Here is a 15,110-nt window from a genome sequence, read left to right as displayed (position 1 = left end):
ATTTCTACCATTGCCGACCAGACCAATTTACTGGCACTCAATGCGGCTATTGAGGCGGCCCGTGCTGGTGAGCAAGGCCGAGGGTTTAGCGTGGTTGCTGACGAGGTGCGCGCCTTGGCGGGGAAAACGCGAGAATCAACCGATAAAATTCATATTATTGTGGAAAAACTAACAAAAAGGGCAATGAGTGCAGTCGGCACCTCTGAAAAAGGAGAGCAGGCGGCTCAGCATGGCGTGGAAACGGTAGAGCATACGCGCCAGGCGCTGAACAACATTCGCGACGCTGTTCGTACCATTACCAACTTAACCGAGCAAATGTCTGCAGCGGTAGAGGAGCAAAGCACCGTGGCGGAGCATATTAATCAGCAAATTGTGGAAATATCAGACAGTACCTCGGTCACGCAGAATTCGGCCAAAGGTGCACTGGATGCCAGCAAGCGTCTGGCAAAAACAGTAGCTAATGTGCGCTCTATTATTGATCGCTTCTCGGGGAAACGCTGACCCTCGCCCGGTTTAGCCGGGTTATTCTGCTTTGCCAGTTGCTGATACTGGCGTAATAAGCATCTCAGGCATCGGTTTTAGCTCACCTCACGGGCGCTTTAGTGACTTTTGGCACTAATAGCGCTTGGCAAGCCTTGTTAGGCTGCTAACAACAACCTAACCGTGAGGCTGAACCATGCGATTAACATTCTTTCTATTACTGTTATTAACCATATTGCCGTGGGCGAGCTGCTCTGCTGATGCAACAGCGGCAGCTAACCCAGCTGAACTGCAGCAGGCAGCAGAAGCCATGCGTACCGATCTTAAATTAGCCGAGAAACATATAAAGCAAGCGCTGGAGGCGGATCCGGAAAACCCGCAAGTGCATTTTATTTGTGGCCGGATTATGGGGCAGCAGGCTGAAAACGCCATATTCTCGGCATTGAGCTACGCCAAAAAGTCCTTACGCTGTTTAAAGCAGGCCGTTTCGTTACAACCTGACAATACCTTATATCGCCGGGGGTTAATGTCTTTTTATCTGGGTGCGCCTGGTATTGCGGGTGGCGATGAGGTCCTGGCCTGGCAGCAGGTTGAGCAGATCACCACGATTGATGCGCTGCAAGGGACGCTGGCCAAACTTAATTTTTACCGGCAAACAGAGCAACAAGACCTGTATCGGCAACTGCTTGAACAAAGCCGGATTGACTATCCTGCACAGGCTGAATTTCATTATCGACATGGCTTATTGCTGCAAGAAGAGAAGCAATTTAGCCAGGCGTTTGCCGCCTTTACTGCCGCGACAAAGGCGGATGATGATGATGCAGGAGTCTATGTTTTTAATGCCTGGTATCAAATAGGCCGAACTGCGCTGTTTAGCCAGCAACAGCTGGCCGACGGAACGCATGCGCTGGCGCATTTTATTGCCCATGCTCCTGACTCAGATAATGTGCCAGAGAAAGTCTGGGCCCATTTGCGTCTGGCACAACTGCATAAACTCAATGATGATAAAGCGCTGATGCAGCAGCATCTTGACTGTGCAAATAAAAGTAATGATAAGGAGTTACAACGTGAAATCAGACGTTTACAACGCTAAGCAACCCGATCGGCGCACTGGGTTGATTGCGCTTGTCGCCATCCTGGTTTTCCTGTTGATGGAACTGCCCATCCGGTTGGTGTTACAACCGGACCCCTGGTTGCTGGATGCCCAACATTGGTATTTTAAGCAACCATTGCGTCTGCTTGTCGAGTTTACCCTGGTAGTTGTGCTACTGGCCGTTATCCGGTTTTGTTATCCGACGTTGCTTAAAATTAAGCGCAGCCAGCTGAATTTGCTGGCAGGCAGCATGCTGGCAAGTGCTTTACTGTTTGGCTTATTAGAGACAGAGCAATTGCTGCACAGTTTTTCAGCCGGATTATGGCTTTGGCTGGCTTGGTTTTGCACGGGATTTTGTATTGGCATAGGGCAGGAGCTATTGTATCGGGGCCTGCTTTTTACCAGTTTGCAGCGCTATATGTCGTTAGGGTTAGCCACGGCGATTACCACTATTATTTTTATTATTGCACCGCTGCATTCGCTGCGTTTGTGGCACTACCTGCAGCAGGAGCAATTTGCCGTTGTGGCAATGTTAGTCGCCATTTACATCGGCGCAAGCCTGCTTTTTCAGTGGTTGCGTCATCATAGCGGCAATGTCATGGTGCCTGCTTTGGTGCATGGCATCGGCAATGCGGTCACCTGGGTAGCGGTATTCGCCTGAATCAGGCAAATAGCATAAGATAACGCTAAACTGTAATATTATTGTCATAAGTGTGGCGGTTGAAGTTATGTTAAAAGCGTTGCTATCGCTGTTGTTTGTTCTGCTCTGTGGGGTAACTTGTACCGCTGCTGGCAATTCTGACTATATTATTAATATTCCTGAATCGCTTGAAAACAGCACTGATAACGCTGATGTTCAGTTTATTCTGAACCAGGCATATGGCAAGCTGGGTATTACGCCGCGGTATGTTTATCTACCGACACCGCGCAGTAAGCGGTATTTAGAAAGTGGTGAGATACAGGCGGAAGCGTTCAGAACCAAAGAGGTCGGCGATACCTTTAATGGTGCCACGCAAGTTGCTATTGAGTTTGCTAAAACCAGAGTCGCGGTTATTTGCACTCAACCTAAGTTATGTGAAGTTGATAGCATACTACATTATGCATTGTTCAGCGGTTTTGAAAGAGGCATAAGTATCTGTGACGAATTGGATATTCAGTGTGAGTTTGTCAATTCAGCGACAGCTCTGGCCAAAATGCTCGATACGCAGATTGTGGACGCGATCATCATTACTCCTGCCGGTATGGCTGAGATTTTATGTCAGTGCGCGGCCACTGACTTGTACTACCGTTTTATCTCTGAGGTAGAAATGCCGCTGTTTCATTATATTCGGGCCGGAGATATAGCTTTTACCCGCGCATTAGAAAAAAGCCTGAGCGATGTTTTGCGGCAAAACCCTGACAAATTATCAGGTTTCGTCAACGTGCCTGATATCAGCGCCTGCCAAAAGCGCTTATACAAGATCAACTAGTCCTGGGCAACTTGATTATTCAGGTGTGTCGCCGTTGCCTTTGCCATTATCCGGGTCCGGATCCAGTTGCATTGATTTCGATGCTTTTACCAATACCAGGTTCGACATGTTATCGACCAGGCTTTGCAGGCCAACTTCAAAGCTATCGATTATTTTATCGTCACTGACTTTAATTGGGAAAAACACCAGTTCTGACTGGCCGGAATACCGCGTAATAATGTCTAAATCGACCTTATCCAAGGCTACTACTTCAGACTCAATCCGCACATTATCCAGATAAGTTGCGAAAATATCCTGCACTTGCTGCTTAGAGTAGCGCTCTGCCTCAGTAAGAATACGCAGCGTGGTGTTCTGCCAGCCCTCGGAGCGGGTACAAAGGTAAGCAAACATTAACATAAGTCTGGCGCTTGGACCGCCGCGCCACCAGATATCAATTCTTCTGCCTTTTGCGGGGGCTTCTTTAGCAAATAAAGGGTCGCGGGCAGAGGCAAGTGCAACCAGGTTAATATCGGCTTTGATCATTTCCAGAAAGTTGGTGGCGTAATCATCAGGGGAATGATCTTGCTTTGAGTCATCCGACGATGATGTCCAGTTAAGTAACGCTGTGTTGGGGGTTAGCGGGCCAATACCGTAGGCAGACAGAATATGGCGTAAGCCACTTTGAAAGTCTGAGGCCTGCATCACCAGGGTAAACGCCCTGATATTGGTGTCATCAATAGCCTGCTGATACTGCTTAAGAATTTGCTGCTGGTCGGGTTCATCAGTGTGCTGCGGGTTAACAATTCGGGTCAGGGTAATCAGGCCGCTTTGTCCTTCCAGTACCTCAGAAAAGGTTAATAGCTGCTTATGCCGCTCCGGGGTTTTTGAAAATACCAGCATATGCGGGCGCCAGTCTCCGGGGTGTGGCGCCATACTATTTAGCTCAAACAGTAACTCGCGGATCCGCTTAAACAACGCTCCACGTTGATGATCAGTAAAGCTGCGGTGTTGATGACTGCGTGCCAGGTACTGGTGCAAACCAAACAATACTGCGATAGCGATTACACAGGCGATCAGATTAATGGCCAGCATGGCGGCAACACAGCCGATACCGCCAATCAGGCTGACAATTTTATGTGACCATTTAAAGCGTGGCCGAAAAAAAGGATTATCTGAGTGCAGCGCAAAAAAGGTCGCATAATTTAACAAGGCGTAGGCCGCCAGGAAAAACATACTGATAACCGGCGCCAGCAGGTTTAAATCGCCAATAATCACACACAGCAGGGCGATGGCCGTTGATGCCATCACGGCGCGGCGTGGATTATTATCCTGGCCTTCGCCTTTGGCAAATGGCACCAGAAAAGGGATCAGTTTATCGCCGCCCATCGCTTGCAGCACCCGTGGTGCGCCCAGCATGGATGCCATGCCTGACGATAATGTTGCCGCCATGACTGCCGCTGTAATCAGTACGGCCCACATTGCCACGTCGGCCATAATGTAATAGTTATCAGTAAGTTCAGAGATACTGGCAGTGCCGGCCAGTACCAGCGCCACCAGCACATACAGCACGGCTGACAGACCAATAGCTGCAAAGGTTCCTACTGGAATAGCGCGGTGCGGCGCCCGTAAATCGCCTGACATATTCAGGCCCTGGGTAAAGCCGGTTATCGCCGGGAAAAATAAGGCAAAGGCCAGCCAGAATTGCTCGGCACTGGCATCGGTTTGCCAATTAGCCGCCAGTGTTTGCTGGCTGAACGTGCCAGCACCACCAATAAAAAATGACAATAAGCCAGCGGCGACCAGCGCCATGATTAAAAACTGTAATTTGGTGGTCCAGTCGGCGCCCAGCCAGGCAAAAATAAATAACACCACGGTAATAGCAGTGGCCAGCATTCGCACGCTGAGCCAGTCAGGCAATGCTACCAGATGGTTAAGCACTTCCACCAAACCCATCACATAAAACGCTACCGAGATAGAGATCGACAGAAACAAGGTAAGGCCTAAAGCACCGCCAAATGCTGGCCCCAGCGTGCGGGAGATAACATAGTAGAAACCGCCTTCTTTCACTCTGATATCGGTCGCGATAACCGCCAGTGATAAACCGGTTAACAAGCACAGGGTGAAGGCCGCTGTCATAATCAGCAAGGTGCTGGCTAACCCTACCTGACCAATAACATAGCCGGTACGTAAAAACAGAATAATACCGACGATGGTCAGAATACTGGGCGTAAACACCCCGGCAAAGGTGCCAAATAAGTGGCGGCGGGAGTCGGTATTGGCAGAGTCGCTGTGTTTATTCAATATAAGGGCCCATGCGAAGCGTTTTGATTAAAACCTAGCACAATGCCGTTGCTGTTGAAAGGTGGCACTGTCACAGCGGGCCCTTATGGTAGTGCGCTTAATCAGTAATACTTTAAACCATCTGCCTTACCCCGAAACGCATAATAAGCCAGCACGGTGTAGCCAATAATCACCGGGATCACCACCACGGCACCCCAAAATATGATCAGTAACGACTCACGCGAGCTGGCCGCCTGATACAGCGTTAACTGATTGGGTACTACAAACGGATAGAAACTGAGCGCCAGGCCCAAAAAGCTACAGATAAAAATAATATTACAGATAGCAAAAGGCAGCCAGGCGCCATGGTCTTTGGGTAGGGGCAGCCGTTTCAGCGCTAAATAGCCAATAATAAACATGGCAAAACACAGTAGCGGGATGGCCGCAAACAAGTACGCCATTGGGGGCTCGGTCCATACCTGCAATGCATTGGCATTAACCAACGGGTTAATGGTACTTACCGCCAGTATGCCGCTAAGCGTTAGCACCCCGGCTATTTTACATTGCCTTATCGCATGTAATTGTAACTCGCCACTGGTTTTGCCAATTAGCCAGGCGTTACCGATCATGGCATAGGCGGCGGTAACGCAAAAGCCGCTAAAACAGGCAAAAACGATACTGCCAGGCGTATACTCCAGCCCCATTACATAAATACCCAGCATAAAGCCCTGACTGAAAGTGGCTAGTATTGAGCCCGCTTTAAAGGTGTAATCCCAGCGGGTTTTGCGGCTAGCTTTTACCTTGGCCCTAAAATCAAAGGCCACGCCGCGCAGAATTAAGCCCAGTAGCAGCAAGGCTGCAGGCAAATACAGCGCATGTAAAATGGCACTATGGGCAGCAGGAAAGGCTACCAATAACAGGCCGACTGCCAATACCAGCCAGGTTTCATTGGCATCCCAGAACGGGCCAATTGAGGCAATGGCGGTGTCGCGCCAGGGCTCGTTCGTCATTGGTAAGGTGATGCCAACGCCCAAATCGTAACCATCTAAAATGGCGTATAACAGAATAGACAGGGCGGTTAAGCCACCGAAAATCAGGGCTAAGTTCTCTGCAGTTAACCAGCTCATAATGCAGCTCCGGTGCGAGTGTCAGGACTGTTTTCAGTCAGCGGCTGACTGCGGTTTTCTGCCAGGCCAGGCCGGGTTAAGTCATATTCTTCCACTTCTACTGCGCGGTTAGCCAGCCAGAACAGGGTTTTAATGTAGGCTACCAGCAGCACCACATACAGCAGCAGATACATGGTCAGCGTCATGGCGACATGCTCACCTGGCACGGTGGTTACCGCGTCACGGGTTTTCAGCACGCCATACACCAGGTAGGGTTGGCGGCCAATTTCGGTGACATACCAGCCGGCCAGTGTCGCCACCCAGCCAGAGAAGGTCATAGCGACCAGAACTTTAAGCTGCAGCGGCTTCAGGCCTTTTTTACGAAGCAGTTGATAGCTGCCCCACCAGGCCATCAGCAACATCAGCATGCCCATACCCACCATCACCCGAAAGCTGTAAAATACCGGCGCTACCGGCGGATGCTCGCCGGCGAATTCATTTAATCCTTTTAGCTCGCCATTAGGATCATGGGTTAAAATCAGGCTGGCCAGTTTTGGAATTTCAATCGCAAAGCGGTTTTGTTGGGTTTCTTCGTCCGGTATGGCAAATAACACCAGCGGCGCGCCTTCTTGTGTGTGCCAGATCCCTTCCATTGCAGCGATTTTTTGTGGTTGATGTTCCAGCGTATTTAAACCATGAAAATCACCGACCAGTACTTGAGTTGGCGCAAGAATAGCGGCGCTCAGTAAGGCCGTTTTCAGGGTCAGTTTCGGCGCTTTCTTATTATCGCCTTTTAGCAGGCGATAGGCTGAAATACCCGCCACCAGAAAACAGACGGTCAGCCCCGAAGCCAGCAGCATATGAGTAAAGCGATATGGGAATGACGGGTTGAAAATAATGGCCCACCAGTCGGTTGCATGGGCAACGCCATCGATCATTTCAAAGCCGGCCGGGGTTTGCATCCAGGAATTAAGCACTAAAATCCAGAACGCTGAGAAGGTGGTGCCAAGCGCCACCAGAAAGGTCGCCAGGGTATGCACCCAGCGCGGCACTTTGTGAAAACCAAACAACATAATGCCGAGCATGGTGGCTTCTAAAAAGAATGCGGTGAGAATTTCATAGGCGAGCAGCGGGCCAGCTATATTACCGATGCTTTCCATAAAGCCGGGCCAGTTGGTGCCAAACTGAAACGACATGGTAATACCGCTGACCACACCCAGCGCAAAGGTCAGCGCGAATACTTTTACCCAGAAGCGATAGGCCCGCATCCAGACCGGATGCTTCGAGATATCAAAGCGTACCTTGAAATAAAATAACAACCAGCCAAGGGCTATGGTGATGGTCGGAAACAGAATATGGAAACTGATATTGGCCGCGAACTGAATGCGCGACAAAATTAACGTATCTAACATAACTACCTCAGCAGTAATACGCGCTAAGCGTCTTTTTTCGCCCGAAACTTATCGGTGAACTCCAGCACCTTACTGACACCTGAACCCAACTTCATCAGCGTGTTCAGCTTTTCGGGTGACAATGATTGTAAGCTTTGCGTCCATTCGGTAATGTTTTCCAGCAAATCGTGAATTTCGGTGATACGCGTCTGCGCATAAGCCTCATCTCTATTGGCGGCTTCATCCATCATAATGTCGCGCAGCAACGACAACGTTGGGTCCATCTCGCGCTTTCGGCGTTCTTCAAATACTTTATTGGCCATGTCCCAGATAGTGCCGCGGCAAAAATAATACTCTTTGCGATCGCCGGCTTTATGTTGCACTTGCACCAGCTGCCAGCTACCCAGTTCTTTTAAACCCATGCTGACATTGCCGCGGGAAATGCCCAGTAGCTCACCGATTTCATTGGCGCAAATAGGCTCTGAACTCACCACCAGCAGGGCGTATATCTGGCCAACGGTACGGTTAAAGCCCCAGCGGCTACCCATTTCGCCGAAGTGACAAACGAAAGACTCGATCATCGGTGTCATTTGCATGAATCAATCCTTACTGAACTTTCAGAAATTTCTGAAACTATTGTACGCTCGATCTTTGATCGGGATCAAGTTTTTAGTGCTAGCGCTATAATTTGTCACCAACGTGGCTGTTTTGCGGTGATTGCCAATTTATCGCGGACTGATATACTGTATGAATAAACAGTATTTGAGGTGTGTATGGCTGCAGTATTTATTGGTAATGTCAGTATCTGGCCCAGGCGGCAGATCCCCTTCTACAGCGACCCGGTGCGGGCCGGGTTTCCGTCGCCGGCGCAGGATTATATTGAGCGCACGCTCGACTTAAATGAGTTGTGCATTCGCCATCCAACAGCCACCTTTTTTGTGCGGGTAGAGGGCGACTCGATGATCGATGCCGGCATTTATGACGGCGATGTGCTGGTGGTGGATCGGGCAATTGATGCAGAGCATGGCGATATTGTGGTGGCCGCGCTGGGCCATGAATTTACGGTGAAGCAGCTTGCTACTCAGCCGCAGCTGCAACTGCTACCGCGCAACCCGGCTTACCAGCCTATTACGCTGACGGAGGGCGACGAGCTGAATATTTTTGGCGTGGTAACCAATGTTATCCGGCAAATGAAACGCAAATGAGCAGCAAAGATAACAGCGTGTTTGCGCTGGTGGACTGCAATAACTTTTATGCCAGCTGTGAAAAACTGTTCCGGCCTGATTTAGCTACGACACCGGTGGTGGTGCTATCAAATAATGACGGCTGTGTGGTAGCACGCTCTAAAGAAGCGAAGCAACTGGGCATAAAAATGGGTGTGCCGGTGTTTCAGGTGCGGGAGCTGATGCGCCAGCATGGCGTGCGGGCATTTTCATCTAATTACGCACTCTATGCCGATATGTCGCAGCGGGTAATGAGTACCTTGGAGGCCATGGCACCAAAGGTTGAGGTGTACAGCATAGATGAAGCGTTTCTCGATTTAGCGGGGTTGCAGCAGCTGCAAAATTTAACGGCGTTTGGCCTGGAAATTCGTCAGCGTATTCAAAAGTGGCAGGGTATTACCGTGTGTGTCGGCATTGCGCCGAGTAAAACGCTGGCAAAGCTGGCTAATCACGCGGCCAAAACCTGGCACAAAACCGGCGGGGTGGTCGATTTAACCGATAAAAGCCGTCAGCGCAAATTACTGGCACTGTTGCCGGTAAATGAGGTGTGGGGTATTGGTGGCAAGCTAAGCAAACGACTGCAGCAGTTGGGGATAAACACCGCGCTGCAACTGGCCGATGCTAACCCTAATTATATCCGGCAGCATTTTTCAGTGGTGGTCGAGCGCACCGTGCGTGAGCTAAATGGTGAATCGTGCATGGTGCTGGAAGATATAGCGCCGACCAAAAAGCAGATTATTTCCAGCCGCTCGTTTGGGCAGCGGATAACGGATAAGCAACTGATGCGCGAAGCGATAAGCGAGTATATCAGCCGGGCGTGCAGTAAACTGCGTCATGAGCAGCAGCAGGCTAAACACCTGACCGTATTTATGCGTACCAGCCCATTCAGCGATCAGGATCCGCCATACAGTGCCAGTAAAAGTGTGGCTCTCGACACGCCCGCCAGCGATACCCGGTTATTTTTAGCTAAAGCCATGCAGCTGCTCGATGCGCTATGGGTAAACGGCCACCGCTACGCCAAAGCCGGCGTAATGCTGACTGATTTTTACGACCCAGGGGTAGTTCAACCCGACTTGTTCACCGAGCAGACCAATGTGGCTGAGCAGCCGGAGCGACAGCAGGCCGATCAGAAACTGATGCAACTTATCGATAAACTTAACGCCAAACAAAGCAAGACTATCTGGTTTGCCAGTCAGGGTAGTAAACAGGAATGGAGCATGAAGCGCGACATGTTGTCGCCTGCTTACACTACTAACTGGCGCGAGTTACCTGCAGTAAAGTAACCGCTTGCGTTAATCATCAGAACCAACTCAGGGAGGCACGATGACTACAGAAAACCCTCATCAGAATGAACAGAGTATTGCAGACTTTGAAGCGCTGAAAACGGCAATAGCCAATAGTGAAACTGCGCTGGTAAAAGATCTCCTGACTGGCCAGACTGTACACAAGCTCGAAATAGACTATTTGCTTGAGTTAGCGCGGCTGGGTAATGACCGCGGTATCATCAAGCTGCTGGAAGATGTACCACAATGGAAAGAATAGCAACGGCATGGCCGGGCCGGCATTCGCTGCTGGCAAGCGGGTTTAACGAAGCAAGGGTTGTCATTGTTTTTTCCGGAATCGGCCAGAATAGTCAAAGAACTCGACTTAACAATCATCGCACAAAAATACTACTCGACCTGACATGACAAGCGATGATTGTCTGCTGAGGTTGCCGCTGCACGAATTTTTTGCTGGCTTTGCTGCAGATTGGTATTTTCTGCTTCGAGTTGCAATGCTGCCCGGATCAGAGAGGTTGCTCTGCTATGACAGCCAAGCTCACTGAGCAGCACGGCATAATTGTTAAGGTAGGCAGCGTGTTGCTGTGCATATGGCAGACCTCGTTCAAACCAATGGGCCGCCAAAACCGTCTCGCTTGCGAAATAATGGTTACCCAGTAAAAAATACGGTAGCCAGTAGTCTGGCCACTGTTTGGTTGCGGTTATCAGTGCCGCAACGCCGGCGGCAGTTTGGCTGGTGTTGATAAGATCCTGGCAGGCTTTGGTATAAATAAAAGGGTCTAGGTGTTCACTGGTTTTGCTGGCAGGTAACATCGCCAGCATCCAGTAGTTAGCGCGCCGCCAGGTGCGCTCGAAGGTTGAGAAGTTAAGGCGGTGCGCTTCGGTTACTCCGCTATGTAAAATGACTTCTTGCGCTTGTATGTTATAACCGATGACCACAGCGTAATGCCATTGTGGTAACCAGCTAATTGAATTATTTTGCAGCACAATCACCGGAATATCATCGGCCACCAGACTGAGTAACTGGCTCATGGTGCCGCGCTGCTGATAGGCCAGCATGCCCAGCTGACGAGTTGCTGCGGCCATTTCAATTTGTAAGGTACCTTCCAGCACTGGCGTAAAGGTGTTAGGCGCAATATGTTCCGGGCTGGTGTTCAAACCATGAAAGTTAGCGACTTCTGCTAAGGTAGTGGGGCCGCAAAAGAACTCCTGCTGCGGATAAAACGGTACCTGGGTAATAACATGCTGACCAGCAATGGCTGGCGGGGAGGCCAACAGTTGTTTAGTTTGTGGCGGAGTCTGACATGCGGTCAGGTTAAGTAGCAGACCAGCCATCAGGCTGGCCTGCACTAAAAAGCGGATAAAAAGCACTGATCAGATAGGGCGGATAAACGGGTACACATCGGTAATGCCCATCAGATCAAGCACTGCCACTACCACCAACACGGTAACGATAGTGTTAACAATACCACCTGCGGGCATATCGTTTAGCTGCGAGTTAAACGCTTCCAGCTCAGCGTTGGTCATGCTGGCAATGCGCTGTTTAGCATCTGCCGGGCTGACACCCAGCGTCTGCAGTTTTTGCTGAACTTCTGCGGTATCGACAAAGGCGAGTACTTGCTGTTTATTGTATTGGAATTGTTGTGTCGCAATAACCTGATCAGAAGTATAAACACCTGCGAAGGCTGGGCTGGTAGTTAAAATGAACCCGCCAAACATTAACATGGCACTGGCGATACTGGCTGTTAGAGATTTATTCATCATATATGCATCCTTAAACTGGCTGTTTTACGGCGAACTTCGTTGTTGAATAAGACTAAGCACATGGAAATTTAACGCTACCCTACGGCTGAATCGTAGTTGATCTGGTAACCCTTTGCAAATACAAAGCGTTACCCGCTAAGTACCGTAACGGTATGAAAAATTTAGCGAATCACATGCCAGCGCGTTTGCCGGCCAGCCAGATAAATCACCTGCTTGCCATCAAAGTAAGCGCTTTGCTCAAGTTTGATATGCACCAGCTGGTTCCACTCTGGCACTACCTGTTTAATATTGCCCTCAATGGCATAAGCGGTATTAGCATACAACGGCCAGTCACCTTGCACTGGCGTATCGCCCTGATTATCCCACATGCCTATGGTTGGCCCCGGCGCATGGCCAACAAAGCCAATGGCGTGAGTATAAGTGCTGCTATTAATACCGGCTCGCTTTGCTGCGTTAATGGTACCGGCCAATATAGTATTGCCAGTGCGGCCGGTTTTAAATTGGCCGGTCAAAATATCCTGCCAGCGATTACCGGTGGCAAGTGCAGCCTTTAAACCTGCGGGTACATCGGTTTCGGTATTATGCAGTACATAGGCCATTTCCTGGGTATCAGTACAGAGCTTAAGGTAGCAAATGCCGACATCGGTATGCAGCACATCACCGCGTTGAATAACGCCAGTAATGCCACAAAACGGGTTGCCTGCCTCGCACGCCAGACTCTGGCGTTGCAGGTTAACGTAAGGCATAAACCAGACAGGTAAATCCAGCTGTGCAAAGCGTTCACGGATATACCAGGCGACATCATCGGTAGTTGTGACGCCCGGCGTAATTACTTTATTACTGAACGCCTCGGCAATAACAGCACGAGCCAGGCTGACGATTTGCGGGTAAATCTCCAGCTCGCTGCTGGTTCGTTGTTCCAGCCAGCGCACTACCAGTTGCTCAGCCGATACCAGCCGGCTGTGATAGTCCGCCGGTAATGCGGCCAGCAGTTGCTGATGCAGCCCGGTAGTTAAGCCATCGGCTACCGGCCAGTGCTCTGAGCTGTTAATACCAATTCTTTTCGGTTGGCGTTTTATAATTTCCTTGGCCAGCGCCTGCCATTGTTCAGTTAAATTACCACCTGCCCAGGCTGATGTATAAGGCTCACCAAGGGGGTAGCGATTAACTGACAGCTTATCAACACTGCCATCGTTATTACGGCTAAACAGCAGCATGGTGGTGCGCCGTGCTGCAAAAGTAGGTTGGGGCACCAGGGTAAAATATACCGGATCTTCGGCATACTCACGGTTAATGACCAGCCACATATCCAGACCCGATTCAGTCATCAGTTGCGGTAACAGCTGTTCGAGACGCTCGTTAAGGATACGGTTTTCTGGTGCCACTCGCTGGCGAGGGCTCAGTACCTGATAGTCGGCAGCAGAAGTCAGCACTCTACCCTGGCTAAACTCAGCGGCAGTGGCCTTAGCCCCACCACAAAAAAACATTGCTAACACTAATGAGGCAGCGGTAAATGCTTTCATTGAAATTCTCTATTGTATTTATAGTTTTAGTAGTATTAAGCCAGAGCCATGTTGAATGCAATAATAAATAACACAGGCTAATAAGGTAGCAAGTTAGGTTTTCAATGTTGGCTGATACAGCAGAAATGGCAGACCGGCGGCTTTTGCCTGATACATCGCCTGATCTGCCAGCTCAAATAACTGTGCCTGCGTCGCACTGTGAAGTGGCGCCAGGGCAATACCAATGCTCATATCCAGTGTTACCATAAGTTGCTTATCAGTGCCGGGCTGCAGCGTAATACTTTGCGGTTGCGCAGTAACCTGATAAATACGTTCGGCAATGCCGATAACCTCATCGGTATGCTGCACGGCTACCAGTACCGCAAATTCATCACCACCTAACCGGGCCAGTATTTCAGTATCGCGAATTGTGTTTTTTAGCCTTTTCGCTAAATCAGTTAATACCTGGTCGCCCGCAGCATGGCCATGGTTGTCGTTAACGGCTTTGAAGCCGTCTAAATCAATAATAAATAATGCCAGAGCACTGTGTTTGGCGGAGTGGTTTGATAGTCTGGCCAGATGTTCGGCAAATTTCGTTTCAAAAAAGCGGCGGTTCGGCAAACCGGTTAACGTGTCCAGATTCGCCAGTCGCTCCATTTCTACTAATTTACCGACCCGGTCGGTAATGTCGGTATTGATTGAAATGTAACCCGTGTATTGCTGCCGTTCATCATATAAGGGTTCAGCATATACGTGTACCCAAAAAGGTTTTTGGTACTTGTTGTAATATAATATATCGATATCGACAGGCTGGTGCTGGCGAACAAGTTGTTGGATTTTCTGGATAGTAACCGGATTGGTTTCAGGTCCGGCAAATAACATTATCGGAGTTTTGCCGGTGATTTCTTGCTGAGAGTAGCCGCTTAATTTACTGAAACCGCTATTGCACCAGACCATTTCGTTGCCAGCGTTGGTGTAAACCACACCATTGGCGGTTTGCTCGGCAATCCAGGCCAGTCTCTGGTTTTCTGCCTGCAATGTTTTTAGGTACAACAACTGAAATTCATTTTCAACGCTTTTTGCTAAATCAAGTAATAAGCCTTGCTCCGCTTCAGTCAACGTTCTTGGTGCGCTATCAATTAAGCAAAGGGTGCCCAGGGCATAACCCGCATAGGTCCGGATCACCGCTCCCGCATAGAAGCGGATAAAAGGCTCTTTTGTTACCAGGGGGTTATCGGCAAAACGCGGGTCTAGCATCGCATCGGGGACGATCAGCAGTTCTTTCTCGGAAATCGCATGGGTGCAAAACGAGATGTCCCGGGCAGTACCTTCAAGGCAGGTACCCAGACGGGCTTTAAAAAACTGGGTTTTTTCGTCCACCAGGGTTAAAAGCACAATATCGGTTTTAAATAATGCTTTGGCAAGGCGAACGATACGATCAAACCGTTCATCGGCTGGCGTATTAATTAGTCCCAACTTATGCAAGGCCGCCACTCGGCTTTCTTCATCCGTCAGTATCGTGTTAGTTTCGATCACGGCATTG

The 15,110-nt window shown here is 49.7% G+C and carries 15 protein-coding genes; 7 read left to right on the top strand and 8 right to left on the bottom strand.

What is annotated here, in order from left to right:
- From ABY802_RS02700 to ABY802_RS02685, 4 genes are all read left to right on the top strand, one after another.
- On the top strand, positions 1-501 hold a 501-nt coding region (locus ABY802_RS02700; RefSeq protein WP_372625467.1), incomplete at its 5' end, for a methyl-accepting chemotaxis protein.
- Between the two features lie 175 nt (positions 502-676).
- On the top strand, positions 677-1,573 hold the full coding sequence (locus ABY802_RS02695; RefSeq protein ID WP_372625466.1) for a hypothetical protein: 897 nt from the start codon (positions 677-679) through the stop codon (positions 1,571-1,573).
- Positions 1,548-2,234, top strand: a complete 687-nt coding sequence (locus ABY802_RS02690; RefSeq protein WP_372625465.1) for a type II CAAX prenyl endopeptidase Rce1 family protein — start codon at positions 1,548-1,550, stop codon at positions 2,232-2,234. The genes ABY802_RS02695 and ABY802_RS02690 overlap by 26 nt, the downstream gene beginning before the upstream one ends.
- Before the next feature lie 67 nt (positions 2,235-2,301).
- The gene (locus tag ABY802_RS02685; RefSeq protein ID WP_372625464.1) at positions 2,302-3,042 is read left to right on the top strand and encodes a hypothetical protein; all 741 of its coding nucleotides are present in this window, start codon (positions 2,302-2,304) and stop codon (positions 3,040-3,042) included.
- A 15-nt stretch (positions 3,043-3,057) separates the two neighbouring features.
- On the opposite strand, the gene ABY802_RS02680 is transcribed toward ABY802_RS02685, so the two are convergent.
- The 4 genes from ABY802_RS02680 to ABY802_RS02665 form a co-directional block, all read right to left on the bottom strand.
- Entirely contained in the window at positions 3,058-5,322 is a 2,265-nt protein-coding gene (locus ABY802_RS02680) for an amino acid permease (protein ID WP_372625463.1), read from the bottom strand.
- 101 nt (positions 5,323-5,423) lie between these two features.
- Positions 5,424-6,428 (bottom strand): cytochrome d ubiquinol oxidase subunit II, encoded by a 1,005-nt coding sequence (locus ABY802_RS02675; RefSeq protein WP_372625462.1) that lies wholly within the window; start codon positions 6,426-6,428, stop codon positions 5,424-5,426.
- Positions 6,425-7,819, bottom strand: a complete 1,395-nt coding sequence (locus ABY802_RS02670; protein ID WP_372625461.1) for a cytochrome ubiquinol oxidase subunit I — start codon at positions 7,817-7,819, stop codon at positions 6,425-6,427. Before ABY802_RS02670 ends, ABY802_RS02675 begins: the two co-directional genes overlap by 4 nt.
- A 23-nt stretch (positions 7,820-7,842) precedes the next feature.
- Positions 7,843-8,394 carry a GbsR/MarR family transcriptional regulator gene (locus tag ABY802_RS02665; protein ID WP_372625460.1) on the bottom strand — a complete coding sequence of 184 codons (552 nt, stop codon included), beginning with the start codon at positions 8,392-8,394 and terminating at the stop codon, positions 7,843-7,845.
- Positions 8,395-8,571: 177 nt separating this feature from the next.
- Here ABY802_RS02665 and umuD point away from each other — a divergent pair, with 177 nt between their 5' ends.
- The 3 genes from umuD to ABY802_RS02650 are packed head-to-tail and all read left to right on the top strand — an operon-like array spanning position 8,572 to position 10,563.
- Complete coding sequence (umuD, locus tag ABY802_RS02660) at positions 8,572-9,003, top strand: translesion error-prone DNA polymerase V autoproteolytic subunit (RefSeq protein WP_372625459.1); 432 nt, start codon at positions 8,572-8,574, stop codon at positions 9,001-9,003.
- Entirely contained in the window at positions 9,000-10,304 is a 1,305-nt protein-coding gene (umuC, locus tag ABY802_RS02655) for a translesion error-prone DNA polymerase V subunit UmuC (RefSeq protein WP_372625458.1), read from the top strand. The genes umuD and umuC overlap by 4 nt, the downstream gene beginning before the upstream one ends.
- A 40-nt stretch (positions 10,305-10,344) precedes the next feature.
- Positions 10,345-10,563, top strand: coding sequence for a hypothetical protein (locus tag ABY802_RS02650; protein ID WP_372625457.1), 219 nt, complete (start codon positions 10,345-10,347; stop codon positions 10,561-10,563).
- A gap of 128 nt (positions 10,564-10,691) precedes the next feature.
- Here the strand turns inward: ABY802_RS02650 and ABY802_RS02645 are convergent, their stop codons facing one another.
- From ABY802_RS02645 to ABY802_RS02630, 4 genes are all read right to left on the bottom strand, one after another.
- A complete protein-coding gene (locus tag ABY802_RS02645; protein ID WP_372625456.1) occupies positions 10,692-11,636 on the bottom strand; it encodes a PA2778 family cysteine peptidase in 945 nt (314 codons plus the stop codon).
- 39 nt (positions 11,637-11,675) lie between these two features.
- Positions 11,676-12,065, bottom strand: a complete 390-nt coding sequence (locus tag ABY802_RS02640; RefSeq protein ID WP_372625455.1) for a PA2779 family protein — start codon at positions 12,063-12,065, stop codon at positions 11,676-11,678.
- A 161-nt stretch (positions 12,066-12,226) separates the two neighbouring features.
- Complete coding sequence (locus tag ABY802_RS02635; protein ID WP_372625454.1) at positions 12,227-13,588, bottom strand: M24 family metallopeptidase; 1,362 nt, start codon at positions 13,586-13,588, stop codon at positions 12,227-12,229.
- Between the two features lie 93 nt (positions 13,589-13,681).
- Complete coding sequence (locus tag ABY802_RS02630; protein ID WP_372625453.1) at positions 13,682-15,103, bottom strand: diguanylate cyclase domain-containing protein; 1,422 nt, start codon at positions 15,101-15,103, stop codon at positions 13,682-13,684.
- Positions 15,104-15,110: the final 7 nt, after the last annotated feature.

The organism is Arsukibacterium sp., assembly GCF_041616895.1.
Classification (GTDB): domain Bacteria; phylum Pseudomonadota; class Gammaproteobacteria; order Enterobacterales; family Alteromonadaceae; genus Alishewanella.
Note: the sequence above shows the minus strand (reverse complement) of the source record. Positions and strands in the feature narration are given on the sequence as shown.

Coding starts and splice junctions, on each gene's coding strand:
- ABY802_RS02685 (WP_372625464.1), top strand. CDS start 2,302: ATGTTAAAAGCGTTGCTATCGCTGTTGTTTGTTCTGCTCTGTGGGGTA.
- ABY802_RS02640 (WP_372625455.1), bottom strand. CDS start 12,065: ATGATGAATAAATCTCTAACAGCCAGTATCGCCAGTGCCATGTTAATG.
- ABY802_RS02670 (WP_372625461.1), bottom strand. CDS start 7,819: ATGTTAGATACGTTAATTTTGTCGCGCATTCAGTTCGCGGCCAATATC.
- umuD (WP_372625459.1), top strand. CDS start 8,572: ATGGCTGCAGTATTTATTGGTAATGTCAGTATCTGGCCCAGGCGGCAG.
- ABY802_RS02645 (WP_372625456.1), bottom strand. CDS start 11,636: ATGGCTGGTCTGCTACTTAACCTGACCGCATGTCAGACTCCGCCACAA.
- ABY802_RS02665 (WP_372625460.1), bottom strand. CDS start 8,394: ATGCAAATGACACCGATGATCGAGTCTTTCGTTTGTCACTTCGGCGAA.
- ABY802_RS02675 (WP_372625462.1), bottom strand. CDS start 6,428: ATGAGCTGGTTAACTGCAGAGAACTTAGCCCTGATTTTCGGTGGCTTA.
- umuC (WP_372625458.1), top strand. CDS start 9,000: ATGAGCAGCAAAGATAACAGCGTGTTTGCGCTGGTGGACTGCAATAAC.
- ABY802_RS02650 (WP_372625457.1), top strand. CDS start 10,345: ATGACTACAGAAAACCCTCATCAGAATGAACAGAGTATTGCAGACTTT.
- ABY802_RS02695 (WP_372625466.1), top strand. CDS start 677: ATGCGATTAACATTCTTTCTATTACTGTTATTAACCATATTGCCGTGG.
- ABY802_RS02635 (WP_372625454.1), bottom strand. CDS start 13,588: ATGAAAGCATTTACCGCTGCCTCATTAGTGTTAGCAATGTTTTTTTGT.